Raw genomic sequence first — 13,296 nt, 5'->3', positions numbered from 1 at the left:
CCGTCCGCATCGTCCTACGTTCGGCCGAGTCGTCCGGCGCACGTGTTGCCGCCCGCCGCCGACGGCACTTGACTCGTTCTTTGCGGAGTCCCGCAGAGAGGTGGGCAGTGATGCTTTCGGCCAGGAGTCTGTTCCAGGAAATTCTCGACCACGACGAGTCGTTCCGGCTCTTCTGCTCCATCGCTGCCGGCGGCGAGGCGCAGGGGGGCTGGGAGAACGCCCGGATCGCCGCCCTCGTGCCCCCGGGCGAGCGGGAGCTCGCCCCCAGGATCGCCCGGCACGGCGCCGACGAGGACAAGCACGGGCGCATCTTCAACGCCCTCATGAAAAAGCGCGGCCTGGAGCCCGTCGAGGTCCCGCCCGACACCGACTACACGATGCTGCTGGAGCGGCACGGCATCGGGCTCGCGCACGACAGGCTCAAGGACGACAGGCCCCTGACCGTCCAGGACATCGTCACCTACCTCGCGCACAGCAGGGTCACCGAGCAGCGCGCCTCCGAGCAGATGGAACTGCTGCGCAGGCACTTCGCCGACGACCCCGACATCGGCCGTGCCGTGCGGATGATCTCGGCCGACGAGGACAACCACCTCGCGTACTGCCACGAGGAGCTGCTGCGCTTCGCGTACGCCGGACACGGCCGCGCCATCCAGCGGACGCTGCGCGAGTGCGCGCTCGCCGAGATCCGCGTCTACCGGGACGTCAGCCTCGCCGTGATGAACCACATGGGACGCATCCTGGACTGGCCGAAGGCCAAGTCGGCGGCCCTCGCGGCGGGCATCCACGCCCTGTACGCCTACGAGCGGCTGGTGGGCTGGCGGCGGATGGTGTCCCTGACGATGCCCGAGCGGCGGGGCGCGCTGAACGGGCCCCCCACCACGGCACCCGAGTTCGCCTGAGCCGCCGGAGCACGTCCGTGCGGGCCGCGGCCACGACCCCGGCCCGCACGGACACGGGCCGCTACAGCCAGCCCCGCCGCTTGAACGTCCGGTACAGCCCGACCTCCAGGACCGCCATCAGCAGGATCACGGCGGGATACGACCACACCCAGTGCAGCTCGGGCATGTGGTCGAAATTCATGCCGTAGATCCCCGCGATCATCGTCGGGATCGCCGCCATGGCGGCCCAGGCGGAGATCTTCCGCATGTCGTCGTTCTGCCGGACGCTCATCTGCGCGAGATGCGCGGAGAGGATGTCCGACACCAGCCGGTCCAGGCCCTCCACCGACTCGTTCACCCGGGTCAGGTGGTCGCTGACATCCCGGAAGAAGGGCTGCGTCTCGGTCGCGACGAACGGCAGCCCGGTGTTGAAGGCGCCGGTGCCCGCGAGGCGGGTCATCGGGACCGCCAGCGGACCGGTGGCCCGGCGGAACTCCAGGATCTGCCGCTTGAAGGTGTAGATGCGGGACGCCGTGTGGCGCGAGCCCCCGCCGGCCGGCGAGAACACCTCCGTCTCCAGCTCCTCCAGGTCGGTCTGCAGCTCCGTCGCCACGTCCAGGTAGTGGTCCACCGTGGCGTCCGCGATCGCGTAGAGCACCGTCGTGGGACCGTGCCGGAGCATCTCCGGGTCCTGCTCCAGGCGCTGCCGCACCTCCTTCAGGGGCGCGCCCTCGCCGTGCCGCACGGTGACGATGAACGAGTCGCCCAGGAAGATCATGAGCTCGCCCGAGGAGACCGCGTCGCTGTCCGTCTCGTAGATCACCGGCTTCAGCACCATGAAGACCGAGTCGTCGTACACCTCCAGCTTCGGGCGCTGGTGTGCCTTGAGGGCGTCCTCGACCGCCAGCGGATGGAGCCCGAACTCGCTGGTGACGTGGTCGAACTCCTTCGCGGTCGGCTCGTGCAGACCGATCCACAGGAACGTGTCGTCCCGGGCACGTGCCTGGTCCAGGGCGTCGGAGAGGTCGTCGGGGCCCTGGGTCCGGCGGCCCTCCCGGTAGATGGCGCAGTCGACGATCACAGGACGTATTCTCCCGCCCCGCGGATCCGGCGACACACGGGCCCCGGCCCGGGCCGTGTCCGCGACGTCCTTCCCGCCCCGCCCTCCGAGCGGACGGAGGGACTTCGCGGGCACCGCCTAGGCTGGGCGGCATGCCCACCCTCATCCTCGTCCGGCACGGACGTTCCACCGCCAACACAGCGGGACTGCTCGCCGGCTGGACGCCCGGCGTCGCCCTCGACGAGCGCGGCACCGCGCAGGCCGCCGCGCTGCCCGCCCGGCTCGCGGGCCTGCCGATCTCCGAGGTCGTGGCCAGCCCGCTCCAGCGCTGCCAGGAGACCGTGCGCCCGCTGCTCGACGCCCGCCCCGGACTGCGGCTGCACAGCGACGACCGGATCGGGGAGTGCCACTACGGCGACTGGTCCGGCCGCAAGCTCGCCGAGCTCAACGACGAACCGCTCATGGAGGTCGTGCAGGCGCACCCCTCCGCGGCGGCGTTCCCCGGCGGGGAGTCCATGCGCGCGATGCAGACGCGTGCCGCCGAGGCGGTACGCGAGTGGAACGCGCGCGTGGAGCGCGATCACGGCGGCGACGCCGTCTACGTCATGTGCTCGCACGGAGACATCATCAAATCCCTTGTCGCGGACGCACTCGGACTTCATCTCGACCTCTTCCAGCGGATCTCTGTCGAACCTTGTTCCATCACCGCGATCCGTTACACCCGGTTGCGGCCCTTTCTCGTCCGGCTCGGCGACACCGGTGACCTCACCTCGCTGGCGCCGCGCGAGGAGGCCGCGGGCGGCGACGCCACGGTCGGGGGCGGTGCGGGCGCACCGTGATCGTCGGCCGCAGTAGGGTGAAGCGTTCGAAGCAGCGCAGTAGTTGTCAGCGACCGACGCGGACCGACGGCTGATCCGGTCGCCCGGTCCCGGTCCCGACGCCGATTCCAATGGAGACAGGACGTGTCCCGTCAGGTGTTCCTCTACGACCCACCGGACCGCTTCGTGGCCGGCACGGTCGGGCTGCCCGGACGCCGTACCTTCTTCCTGCAGGCCACGTCAGGCCCCCGGGTGACCAGCGTGGCCCTGGAGAAGACGCAGGTGGCCGCACTCGCCGAGCGCATGGAAGAGCTGCTCGACGAGGTCGTACGGCGGACCGGGGGCAGCGCTCCCGTACCCGCCGTCGCCCCCACCGAGGTCTCCGACACCGCCCCGCTGGACACCCCCGTGGAGGAGGAGTTCCGGGTCGGCACCATGGCGCTCGCCTGGGACGGCGACGAGCAGCGCATGATCGTCGAGGCGCAGGCCCTGGTGGAGCTGGACGCCGACTCCGAGGAGGACCTCGCGGAGGCCGAGGAGCGGCTCCTGCAGGACGAGGAGAACGGCCCGCCGATGCTCCGCGTCCGGCTCACCGGCGCGCAGGCCCGGGCGTTCGCCAAGCGCGCCCTCGACGTCGTCAACGCGGGCCGCCCGCCCTGCCCGCTGTGCAGCCTCCCGCTCGACCCGGAAGGACACGTATGTCCGCGCCAGAACGGATACCGCCGCGGAGCGTGACCACGACCGAACTGCTCGCCCGGGGCGAGCTGACGGTGCGCGGACAGATCCGTGAGGCCTCCAACGCGGTGCTGTACTGCTCCGTCTCCCTCGACGGGCAGGAGGCGTCCTGCGTGTACAAACCGGTCGCCGGGGAGCGGCCGCTGTGGGACTTCCCCGACGGGACCCTGGCGCAGCGCGAGGTGGCGGCGTACGAGGTCTCCGAGGCGATCGGCTGGGGGCTGGTGCCGCCCACCGTGCTGCGGGACGGCCCGTACGGCGAGGGCATGTGCCAGCTGTGGATCGAGGCCGAACCGGACTCCGAGCTGCTCGCCCTGGTGGAGGGCGAGGAGCCCGACGAGGGCTGGAAGGCCATCGGGTTCGCCGACGTCGGCGAGGGGCGCACGGCCCTGCTCGTGCACGCCGACGACGAGCGGCTGCGGCGGCTCGCCGTGCTCGACGCGGTGATCAACAACGCCGACCGCAAGGGCGGCCACCTGCTGCCCGCGGGCGGGGACCGGCTGTACGGCATCGACCACGGCGTCACCTTCAACGCCGAGAACAAACTGCGGACGCTGCTCTGGGGCTGGGCGGGGGAGCCCCTCACCCCCGAGGCCGTCGAGGCGCTCACCTCGCTGCGCGCTTCCCTGGCGCCCGGTGCCCCGCTGGCCACCCGGCTGGCGGAACTCGTCACACCCGCCGAGACCGACGCCACCCGGGCACGGGTCGACGCCCTCCTCGCCTCGGGAAAGCACCCCGAGCCGAGCGGGGAATGGCCCGCGATCCCGTGGCCGCCGGTCTGAGCAGGCCGCGAACGGCGGGCCGACGGGCCTGGAGGCGGCGGCCCCGCCCGTGGGCCGCCGTCGGCGTACGACGTCCCGCGGCCCGCCCGGCACGCGGGCGGCCGAGTCCCGCGAGATCGTCCGCCCGGCGCCGGGACCCGGTCCGGTTCGTATACGGAACATCCGTCCGGTTAGGCTCAAGGCATGTATGCCTGGCCCGCTTCTGAGGTCCCCGCCCTGCCCGGTGAGGGCCGCGACCTCCGGATCCACGACACCGCGACCGGTGGGCTCGTCACCCTCGACCCCGGTCCCGTCGCCCGAATCTACGTCTGCGGCATCACGCCGTACGACGCCACCCACATGGGACACGCGGCGACCTACAACGCGTTCGACCTCGTGCAGCGCGTGTGGCTCGACACCAAGCGGCAGGTTCACTACGTCCAGAACGTGACCGACGTCGACGACCCGCTCCTGGAGCGGGCGCAGCGCGACGGAGTCGACTGGGTGGGCCTCGCCGAGAAGGAGACCGCCCTCTTCCGCGAGGACATGACCGCCCTGCGGATGCTCCCGCCGCGGCACTACATCGGCGCCGTCGAGGCGATACCGGGCATCGTCCCGCTCGTCGAGCGGCTGCGCGACGCCGGTGCCGCCTACGAGCTGGAGGGCGACGTCTACTTCTCCGTCGGCTCCGACCCGCACTTCGGGAAGGTGTCCAACCTGGACGCCGCCGCGATGCGGCTGCTCTCCGCGGAACGGGGCGGCGACCCCGACCGGCCGGGCAAGAAGAATCCGCTCGACCCGATGCTCTGGATGGCCGCCCGCGAGGGCGAGCCGAGCTGGGACGGCGGCTCGCTGGGACGGGGCCGACCCGGCTGGCACATCGAGTGCGTCGCCATCGCCCTCGACCACCTCGGGATGGGCTTCGACGTCCAGGGCGGCGGCTCCGACCTCGCCTTCCCGCACCACGAGATGGGCGCCTCCCACGCCCAGGTGCTGACCGGGCAGTTCCCCATGGCCAAGGCGTACGTCCACGCCGGCATGGTCGCGCTGAACGGCGAGAAGATGTCGAAGTCCAAGGGGAACCTGGTCTTCGTCTCGAAGCTGCGCCGCGACGGCGTCGACCCGGCGGCCATCAGGCTCGCCCTGCTCGCGCACCACTACCGGGCCGACTGGGAGTGGACGGACGGCGTGCTCGAAGAGGCGGTCGCCCGGCTTGACCGCTGGCGCGCGGCGGTGTCGCGGCCCGACGGCCCCTCCGCCGACGCCCTCGTCGAGGAGATCCGCGCCGCCCTCACCGACGACCTGGACGCGCCCACCGCGCTCGCCGCCGTCGACCGCTGGGCCGTGGCCCAGCAGGAGCGTGGCGGTACGGACGAGGGCGCTCCCGGTGTCGTCTCGCGCGCCGTGGACGCGCTGCTGGGCGTCGCGCTGTAGCCGACGCCCCGGCACGCGGTGCCCCGGGGGCGGCGTACGCACACGAACCGGTGCCGGGCGGAGAGGTCTCCGCCCGGCACCGGGCACGTCCGGGTCCCGTGGGTCACGCGGTGACCGGACTCACTTGGTGACGACGATCGCCTGCAGGAACCCCGGGTTCTGGTCGTCGTAGAAGCCCAGGACGCGGTGTCCGAAGGCGAACGCGCGCTGCACCTCGTCGTGGACGGCCTGGCTCGGGTCGAGCAGCCGGCGCCAGACGTCGTCCACCAGCAGGTACAGGATCGGCGGCTGGCCGGGCAGCGGCTGGACGACGTCCCAGTACTGCGTCGCGGTGTTGTTGCGGATGGCGCGGCCCGCGGCCTGGCCGATCTGCTGGAGCAGCTGCTGGTAGGGCTGTTGCTGGGCGAGCTGCTGCAACTGCTGCTGGAGTTGCTGCGGAAGCTGCTGCCCGCCGTACTGCTGCCCGAAAGGTTGGCCGGTCTGCCCGGACTGCGGGCTCTGCTGCGGACCGAAGGGCTGCGGGGGAGCGGTGCTCGGCCCCTGCTGCTCGCCCTGCTGACCTTGCTGCCCGATCTGGCCCTGCTGGCCGATCTGGCTCATCTGGCCTTGCTGTCCCGGTTGGCCTTGCTGTCCCTGATGGGCGATCTGGCCCTGCCCGCCGAACTGCCCTTGGCCGCCCTGTTGGCCGAACTGCTCCTGCTGCTGCCCGAACTGGGGCTGCCGTCCGTACTGCGGCTGACCCTGCTGCCCGCCGAACTGCTGCTGGGGCTGCTGCTGGCCCATCTGGCCGATCTGGCCCATCTGGTTGGTCTGGTCGATCTGCGGGGTGGTGCTCATGCGGGTGCCACCTTCCCTCACTGACAAGGCGATGGTCGGATTCCGCCGGACCATGACGGCGTCCGGCGGTCGTACGCGACGACCGGGTCCTCAGCCCGTGATCACCAGGCCGACGATCTCGTCGTCCGAGAACCAGACGCGGACGTCCGGATGTCCCCCCGCGAAGGCGGCGTGCACCGCCTGGCGCGTCTCGGGGGACGGCTTGTCGAGGCTGCGCCAGCCGCCGGCCACGAACAGCCTGAGCCTGGGCGGGAGTTCACGCGGATACGGCAGCAACTCGTCCCAGTACCGCTCGGCCCGGCCCGAACCGACCGCCTCCGGCAGCAGCCGGGTGACCGCGGCCCTGATGTCCGGCCGGTTGCCGATCCGCTGGGACGCGGGCCGTCCCGGCGCGTCCTGCTGCGGAGAACCCGTGGCCCGCAGCACCGAGCGGGCGCGCTCGGGCGACATCGGACGGTGCCCCGCCGCCTTGAGCATGCCCTGCAGCGAGGCCAGCGCGCCGACCACCACCGGGGAGGCGGCGGAGGTCCCGGAGAACGTGTCCGTGTACCAGCCGATCTCCTCGGCGCCGCCCTGGAGATCGCCCGGCCGGTCCCAGGAGCCGCCGGTGGTCGTGACCTCGCGCCCCCAGCCCTGCGCGTCCACGCGGGCACCGTAGTTGGAGAACGCGAGGCGCGAGCGGTCCGGACCGTGGTCGCGGCCGTGGGTGCCGGGCGGCGGCGTCCCCGCGCCGACCAGCACCGCTCCTGAGGACGGGTGGGAGGGGTTGAACGGGTTGCGCCACGCCTGAGGGAACTCGTCGGGCCGGCGCTCGTACACCGCGTCGTCGAGCGACTCGCCGCCGTTGCCCGCGGCCTCCACCACGATGACGCCCCTCGCGGTCGCGTGGCGGATCGCCGCGCAGTCGTCGGGCCACCACTCGACCGGGATGTACCCCTGCTGGTCGGCGCGCTGCTCGTAGTCGAACCGGGGCCCCGGCCGGTGGAGTTCGACCAGGACGATGTCACCCGGGCCCAGCCGCTCGGCGGCCGCGTGGATCGCGGCGGCGGTGCCGACGCCCTGGAAGGAGGCGGCCGCGGTCACCGTGTCCGGGGCGATCCCGGTGATGCCGTACTCGTTGCGGTCGCCGCCGATCACGCCGATCACGGCGGTGCCGTGGTTGCGCCAGGCGAGGTCGGTCAGCGGGGTGCCGACGACGACACCGGCGAGCTTCGCCGCGAGGTCCTCGTGGCCGAGCTGCCAGGCGCCCTCCACGTCGATCACCGTCACGCCCCGCCCCGTGCCGCCGGGCCGCTGCCAGGCCCACTGGGCGTCGATGCCCTCGGGCGCCGGGCGCAGATAGCCCTGGCGGCTGCTGAAGTCGGGCGTCACCGGAGCGCCCTCCTTCACCCGCCGGCTCTCGTCCGCGCTCTGCCCGACCGAACCCACCGAGGCGGGTACGGCGCCGGGCTTCACGTAGGCCGTGTCGATCTCCGGCAGCGCGGCGATCCGGGATCGCAGCTCCTGTGCCCGGCTCTCGACGCCGCGGACCCGGTAGAACAGCGCGAGTCCGGGCGTGTCACCGGCCCCCGTGGCCGCGGACTGCCGCAGTCGCTCCTCGCTGCCGAACAGCGGCTCCAGGGTGAGCTGTTCGTCGCTGAGGAACATGTCGAGGGCCGAGACGTCGGCACCGGCCGCCGAGCGGACGCCCTCGGTGCCGGCCCGCAGCCGGGCCTCGGGGCGTGCGACGACGATCAGTTCCTCCTCGGATCCCCCGTAGGTGAATCCCGCTCCGTCGGGCCCCGGCCCGGACGCTCCCGGGCCCTGCGTCGGCTGTACCTGATCCGTCATCGCGTACCGCTCCCTTCGGTCCCTGCGGGTGCCTGTCGCGGAACGACGCGGTGCCAAGTCCCGTCTCCGGGCCGCGTCTTCGGGGCACAACCTGGCACGGCCGGAGCGAGTCGTCCACCCTTCTTTCGCCAACTCGGTTTGAAAACAAGTTGAATGGGGAACCCCGGGCAATCCGTCCGGAAAGAGAGGTCACGCCGCAAACCGGCCAAAGGCTGCGGCGGCGGGTGTCATGTGCTGGGGTTGCGGGGTCTGTTGACCACCTGGTCGGCCTCGCGCCGGCCCCTTGCGCAAGGACGCTTCACGGACCGTTCCTTCGCACGTCGAAGACCTCTCACGGCAGCCGCGGCGACCGGTGGCGTGGCGCTTCTGGGCGGCACGGCCGGCGGCACCGCCCACGCGGCCGGGCGGCGACCGCCCGACCGATTCCCGCTGCCCCCGGGCTTCCAGCCGGAGGGCATCACGATCGGCGCCGCCGTCTTCGCGTACTTCGGCTCGCTCGCCCACGGCGACGTGTACCGGGCGAGCCTCGCCACCGGGCGCGGGACCGCATCGACGTCCTCCGGCTGGACGCGGCCGGCACCAGAGGCACGGCGATCGCCCACATCACCGGCCCACGCTTCCGCATCCCGACCACGGCGGCGGCCTGGGGTGGGCGGCCGCACCTGCCGAACGCCCGCTTCGACGTCGAGCCGACGCCGGACACGGAGTACGACGTGGTGGCGGTCGACCAGGTCTGACGGCCCCGACGACGGCCGAGGGGCGGTGCGCGTCGTGCGCACCGCCCCCGCCGGCTCAGTCCTCGGAGGAGTCCGGGGAGTCCGGGGAACCGGAAGGCCGGGCCGGACCGGAGGGTCCGGAGGAGCCCGGTGCGTCCGTGGAGCCGGGCGAGTCGGAGAAGTCCGGTGCGCCCGGGGCACCCGCGGGACCCGTGCTCCCGGCATCGCCGCCGGCGCCACCCTTCTCCGTACCGGCCGTCTCGCCTCCGGAGCCGGGCTCCGGCCCGGTCTCGGGTCCGGCGTCGGGCCGCTGCGGCTTGGGTCGGCCCCGGCCGCCCGGGGTGTCGCGCAGATACGTCGCGGACTCGCCGCTCTCCGTCGCGTGCCCGCCTGCCCCCGGCGCGGGACCGCCGCCGTCCCGGCGCCGCAGATAGCGCTCGAACTCGCGGGCGATCGCCTCACCCGACGCCTCGGGCAGCTCGGCGGTGTCCCGGGCCTCCTCCAGCGTCTGCACGTACTCGGCGACCTCGCTGTCCTCGGCGGCCAGCTGGTCCACGCCCAGCTGCCAGGCCCGCGCGTCCTCGGCCAGATCGCCCAGCGGGATGCGCAGGTCGATGAGGTCCTCCAGACGGTTCAGGAGGGCCAGCGTCGCCTTGGGGTTGGGCGGCTGCGACACGTAGTGCGGGACCGCGGCCCACAGCGACACGGCCGGTACGCCCGCGTGCGTGCACGCCTCCTGGAGGATGCCGACGATGCCCGTGGGGCCCTCGTACTTGGTCTCCTCCAGGTCCATCGTGCGGGCCAGGTCCGCGTCGGAGGTGACGCCGCTGACCGGGACCGGACGCGTGTGCGGGGTGTCGCCGAGCAGCGCGCCCAGGATCACCACGAGCTCGACACCCAGCTCGTGCGCGAAGCCCAGCAGCTCGTTGCAGAACGAGCGCCAGCGCATCGACGGCTCGATGCCCCGGACCAGCACCAGGTCGCGCGGCTTCTCGCCGCCGACCCGGACCACGGACAGCCGTGTCGTCGGCCAGGTGATCTTGCGGACGCCGCCGTCCAGCCACACGGTGGGACGGTTGACCTGGAAGTCGTAGTAGTCCTCGGCGTCGAGCGCCGCGAAGACCTCGCCCTTCCACTCCCGGTCGAGATGAGCGACCGCGGCGGAGGCGGCGTCGCCGGCGTCGTTCCAGCCCTCGAACGCGGCCACCATGACCGGGTCGACCAGCTCGGGAACCCCCTCGAGCTCGATCACCCAGCGCCTCCTTCCGACGTGCCCTCGCGTACGTCCCAACCTTACGGCGTGCGCGGGGCGCCTCCGCAGCCCCCTTGCACGGGGGAGTGAACGGATCACTGCCCCGAACACCGCCCCGGAACACCCGTCAGTCATCCGAGCTGTGTCCGCCCCACCCGGCAGCGCTCCGGCGCGTCCGACGTCAGCGGTGGGCCCGCGGGGTCACAGGGCCGACCGCAGCCACTGCTCGACGCTCGCGATGTGCACCGTGGCCCACGACCGGGCGGCCTCCGCGTCCCGGTCGCGCAGCGCACCGAGGATCGCCCGGTGCTCGTGCAGCGTGCGGCTGACGGCGTCCTCCTGGGTCAGTCCGCGCCAGATCCGGGCCCGGGTGGTGGGTCCGGAGAGCCCTTCGAGCAGGGAGCACAGGACCGCGTTGCCGGAGCTCCGCACGATGGCGCGGTGGAACTCCAGGTCGGCGGCGACCAGTTGCTCCACCGAGGGGGCCGGGCCGAGCGCGTCCAGCCCGGCGGCGAGGGTGTCCAGCTCCTCGTCGGTGACGCGCGGGGCGGCGAGCGCGGTCGCCGCCGGTTCCAGGATGCGGCGCACCGCCAGGAACTCCAGGACGGTGTCGTCGCGGTGGAAGTCGACGACGAAACTCAGCGCCTCCAGCAGGAGTTGGGGGTCCAGGCTGGTGACGTAGGTCCCGTCTCCCTGGCGCACGTCGAGGATCCGGATGAGCGAGAGCGCCCGCACCGCCTCGCGCAGGGAGTTGCGGGACAAGCCGAGTCCGGCGGCGAGTTCGCTCTCCCTGGGAAGCCGGTCACCGGGGCGCAGGGCACCGGAGACGATCATCTCCTTGATCTTCCCGATCGCCTCGTCGGTGACGGTCATGGCGGGCCCCCGGTCGCTCAGACATCCGATGTCTCACGACAGTATGAGGGGTGCCGTGTTCTCCTGGTCCTCCTCCCACAGGCTGCTCGGGGCCTCCCGCCGCACCACCGGAGCGATCTCCTCCTGGAACCGCTGGAGCGTCTCGGTCTGCTCGGCCGTCGGCTGCCCGAAGGCGTCCACGGTGACGGACTGCAGGTCGTGCCGGTACACCTCGTGGTAGCCGAGGATCTTGTCGATGATCTGCTGCGGCGACCCGATGAGCTGCGGTCCGTCCGCGATCGCCTCCTCGATGGTGCGGAACGGCGTGTTGTAGCCCGCCCGCCCCTCCAGGTGCGGCCGGAAGGACTGCCGCACCTTCGCCTCGTACAGGTCCCGGTAGCGCGCGACGGCCTGTTCGGGGGTGTCCGCGATGAGCAGTCCGCCCGAGCCCGCCGCCACCCGGGCGTTCGCCGGATCGTGCCCATGCGCCTCGAACCGCTCCCGGTAGTGCTCGATCAGCCGGGCGTAGGCGGCGCGGGGCTGCACGGCGTTGGCCGTGAACAGCGGATCGCCGTGCAGGGCGGCCAGTTCGGGGGAGTTGAGGGAGGTGGCCGAGCCGTGCCAGACACGCGGCGGCCCGTCGTAGGGACGCGGCACCGTGGTCACGCCCTTCAGTGCCGGTCTGAACTCGCCCTCCCAGTCGACGTCCTCCTCGCGCCACAGGCGGCGCAGCAACTCGTACTTCTCCTTCTGGAGGTCCCACTGCCGTTCCTCGTCGAGCCCGAAGAGGCCGAAGTGGCCTGCCTCGGCGCCCTTGCCGATCACCAGCTCGACACGTCCGCGCGAGAGCTGGTCGAGCGTGGCGTAGTCCTCGGCGACCCGCACCGGGTCGAGGACGGCCACGACGGTGACCCCGGTGAGCAGCCTGATGCGGCTGGTGCGGGCGGCCAGCGCGCCGAGGACGACGGTCGGGGCGGAGGACAGGAACGGACCGGCGTGCCGCTCGCCGACCGCGTACGCGTCGAAGCCGAGCCGCTCGGCCGCCGTGCCGACCTCGACGACCTGGGCCAACCGGTCGGCCGCGGGAGGGAGTTCGCCGGTCAGTGGATGCGGGGCGTGGCCGATGATGGACAGGACCTGGAATTTCACGGGGTGCCCTCCGGGGTGGCGGTGGCGAGGCCGAGGTGGCCGCGCAGGGTGCGGGTCTCGTACGCCGAACGCAGCAGCCCGCGCCGGATCAGCTCGGGTGCCACCCCGTCCACGAGGGCGTGCAGGTCGTCGGGCAGCACCGCCGGACGGACGCGGACACCGTCGGCACCGCCCTCGCGGTGCCACTCCTCGACAAGGTCCGCCAGTTCCTCCGGCGTCCCGTGGAACACGGCCGCGTCCGAGGTGAAGGGCGCGCCGGCCGCTTCCTCCAGACCGGCGAGCCGCTCGGCCGCCCGGGCCCGGGTGGGCGCGAGGACCGCGTTCAGGTCGGCGAGGACCTTGAGGGTCCGGCCCTCCTCGGCGGCGAGCCGGTCGACCTCGGCGCGTGTCGCCCGCAGGGCCGCGGTGTCGGCGGGCGTGACGAGGACGACGTCGCTGCGGCGGGCCGCGAAGCGGTACGGGACGGTGTCGTGGGCGAGCGAGATGAGCGGCGGACGGCCCTGCGGAGAGACCGTCGGCGCGTCGGCGCCGTCCCAGGCACCGGCCACCCGGCCCAGGAACTCGGCCGCGCGCTCGAAGAGTCCGGCCACCTGGCGGTCGCCGTCGGGTGTCCCGAGGATCGCGAGGATCCGGTCGTGCTCGACGTCGTCCGCGGCGATGCGGGGGCGGACGCCCGCCCGGCCGTGGCTGAGCACGTCGAGCGTGGCGAACCGGGCCGCGTAGGCGGCGGGCTGCCCCAGCGTGGGGCCGAGCGGCACCAGGCCGATGCGTGAGGTCTCGCGCGCCGCGACGGCGAGCAGCAGGGCGGAGTCGAGCCGCCCGGGCCCGTCCTCCACGGTCACGAAGTCCAGCAGCGCCGCCTCCGAGCGCCGTACCAGCCGTACGAACTCCTCGACCGTGGGCGGCCCGCCGGGCGCCGCGGGATGCGAACCGCGGCCGTCCAGCGCGACACCGAGAATCAGTGAACCCATGCC

General features: G+C 73.0%; 13 protein-coding genes. 6 read left to right on the top strand and 7 right to left on the bottom strand.

The features are described from left to right. Window positions 1-110: 110 nt before the first annotated feature. A complete protein-coding gene (locus ACFYQQ_RS33340; protein WP_355789730.1) occupies window positions 111-899 on the top strand; it encodes a ferritin-like domain-containing protein in 789 nt (262 codons plus the stop codon). Window positions 900-960: 61 nt separating this feature from the next. Here the strand turns inward: ACFYQQ_RS33340 and corA are convergent, their stop codons facing one another. Further along, window positions 961-1,959, bottom strand: coding sequence for a magnesium/cobalt transporter CorA (corA, locus tag ACFYQQ_RS33335; RefSeq protein WP_355793011.1), 999 nt, complete (start codon window positions 1,957-1,959; stop codon window positions 961-963). A 131-nt stretch (window positions 1,960-2,090) separates the two neighbouring features. Here corA and ACFYQQ_RS33330 point away from each other — a divergent pair, with 131 nt between their 5' ends. The 4 genes from ACFYQQ_RS33330 to mshC all read left to right on the top strand — a co-directional run bounded on the left by ACFYQQ_RS33330 (window position 2,091) and on the right by mshC (window position 5,686). Beyond that, on the top strand, window positions 2,091-2,777 hold the full coding sequence (locus ACFYQQ_RS33330; RefSeq protein ID WP_355793009.1) for a histidine phosphatase family protein: 687 nt from the start codon (window positions 2,091-2,093) through the stop codon (window positions 2,775-2,777). Between the two features lie 123 nt (window positions 2,778-2,900). Next, complete coding sequence (locus ACFYQQ_RS33325) at window positions 2,901-3,491, top strand: DUF3090 domain-containing protein (protein ID WP_355793007.1); 591 nt, start codon at window positions 2,901-2,903, stop codon at window positions 3,489-3,491. Then, on the top strand, window positions 3,455-4,273 hold the full coding sequence (locus tag ACFYQQ_RS33320; protein WP_355793005.1) for an SCO1664 family protein: 819 nt from the start codon (window positions 3,455-3,457) through the stop codon (window positions 4,271-4,273). Before ACFYQQ_RS33325 ends, ACFYQQ_RS33320 begins: the two co-directional genes overlap by 37 nt. 183 nt (window positions 4,274-4,456) lie before the next feature. After that, window positions 4,457-5,686, top strand: coding sequence for a cysteine--1-D-myo-inosityl 2-amino-2-deoxy-alpha-D-glucopyranoside ligase (gene mshC / locus ACFYQQ_RS33315; protein WP_356172495.1), 1,230 nt, complete (start codon window positions 4,457-4,459; stop codon window positions 5,684-5,686). Between the two features lie 120 nt (window positions 5,687-5,806). Here mshC and ACFYQQ_RS33310 read toward each other — a convergent pair whose 3' ends face one another. Beyond that, window positions 5,807-6,103 carry a hypothetical protein gene (locus ACFYQQ_RS33310; protein ID WP_355794367.1) on the bottom strand — a complete coding sequence of 99 codons (297 nt, stop codon included), beginning with the start codon at window positions 6,101-6,103 and terminating at the stop codon, window positions 5,807-5,809. Between ACFYQQ_RS33310 and ACFYQQ_RS33305 the strand changes: the two genes are divergently transcribed. After that, window positions 6,083-6,547, top strand: coding sequence for a hypothetical protein (locus tag ACFYQQ_RS33305; RefSeq protein WP_355794368.1), 465 nt, complete (start codon window positions 6,083-6,085; stop codon window positions 6,545-6,547). The genes ACFYQQ_RS33310 and ACFYQQ_RS33305 overlap by 21 nt on opposite strands. A 66-nt stretch (window positions 6,548-6,613) precedes the next feature. Here ACFYQQ_RS33305 and ACFYQQ_RS33300 read toward each other — a convergent pair whose 3' ends face one another. The 5 genes from ACFYQQ_RS33300 to ACFYQQ_RS33280 all read right to left on the bottom strand — a co-directional run bounded on the left by ACFYQQ_RS33300 (window position 6,614) and on the right by ACFYQQ_RS33280 (window position 13,293). Further along, window positions 6,614-8,353: a S8 family peptidase gene (locus ACFYQQ_RS33300; RefSeq protein WP_356172503.1), complete on the bottom strand. Its 1,740-nt coding sequence runs from the start codon at window positions 8,351-8,353 to the stop codon at window positions 6,614-6,616. Between the two features lie 792 nt (window positions 8,354-9,145). After that, a complete protein-coding gene (locus ACFYQQ_RS33295; RefSeq protein ID WP_388906337.1) occupies window positions 9,146-10,321 on the bottom strand; it encodes a PAC2 family protein in 1,176 nt (391 codons plus the stop codon). Between the two features lie 201 nt (window positions 10,322-10,522). Beyond that, the gene (locus ACFYQQ_RS33290; RefSeq protein ID WP_355794453.1) at window positions 10,523-11,194 is read right to left on the bottom strand and encodes a FadR/GntR family transcriptional regulator; all 672 of its coding nucleotides are present in this window, start codon (window positions 11,192-11,194) and stop codon (window positions 10,523-10,525) included. Between the two features lie 33 nt (window positions 11,195-11,227). After that, entirely contained in the window at window positions 11,228-12,322 is a 1,095-nt protein-coding gene (locus ACFYQQ_RS33285; protein ID WP_356243302.1) for an LLM class flavin-dependent oxidoreductase, read from the bottom strand. Further along, on the bottom strand, window positions 12,319-13,293 hold the full coding sequence (locus ACFYQQ_RS33280; protein ID WP_356172515.1) for an LLM class flavin-dependent oxidoreductase: 975 nt from the start codon (window positions 13,291-13,293) through the stop codon (window positions 12,319-12,321). The genes ACFYQQ_RS33285 and ACFYQQ_RS33280 overlap by 4 nt, the downstream gene beginning before the upstream one ends. Window positions 13,294-13,296: the final 3 nt, after the last annotated feature.

The sequence above is a fragment of the Streptomyces sp. NPDC005496 genome (assembly GCF_042872045.1).
Lineage (GTDB): Bacteria > Actinomycetota > Actinomycetes > Streptomycetales > Streptomycetaceae > Streptomyces.
The sequence above is the reverse complement of the archived record's forward strand: the minus strand, read 5'-3'. Positions and strand labels throughout refer to the sequence as shown.